The organism is Nocardioides sp. CPCC 206348 (assembly GCF_048654705.1).
Lineage (GTDB): Bacteria > Actinomycetota > Actinomycetes > Propionibacteriales > Nocardioidaceae > Nocardioides.
Window position 1 is genome coordinate 1 of sequence record NZ_JBMCZA010000137.1, and the last position, 549, is coordinate 549.

Below are 549 nucleotides of genomic sequence, written 5' to 3' on the forward strand. Positions count from 1 at the left end.
TCATGAGTCAGCTGGGGCGGCGTGGGCCTGGCTTGCCGTGACCAGCTGGCTGCGCACTTCCGTCAGGCCGGACGGCAGGTCCTCCGCGGTGAAGGCTGCGTCGACCTCACGGAGGGTGGCTTCGATCCGCAAGAGCGCGTCAGGATCCGGGGACTCCTCCAGCCCCTCAAGGAGCAGCCGGCCGGCTTCGGCGAGGCGTTCGGCACGGGCGGCCGGGCCGCGCGAGAACTCCTCGGCAGCATGCAGCAGGGTCGCGTTCTTCGAGGTCGCGAGCAGGTCGACCAGCGTCTCGCGGGCGAGCACCTGGGTGTCGGCCGTCGGTGCCACCAGGGGGAGGACCCACAGGTCATCAGCGGTCGCGAAGGAACGTCCATCCAGGATCGCCGCGGCCGCGACGAGTCGCTGCGCCCGGACGACACGTCGGTCGCTCAGCATCACGCCCGCAGACCGGAGTCGACGTACGGCGATGCCCAGGAGGGACCGGACTTGCGTGTGGTCGCAGGCACGAGCGGCGACCGACAACCGTTCGAGCGCAGGGATCAGCGATTC

At 70.5% G+C, this 549-nt stretch carries 1 protein-coding gene; it reads right to left on the reverse strand.

From position 1 onward, the window contains the following. Nucleotides 1-549 (reverse strand): hypothetical protein (locus ACOADB_RS08815; protein ID WP_378597586.1); only part of this gene is annotated, 549 nt, incomplete at its 5' end.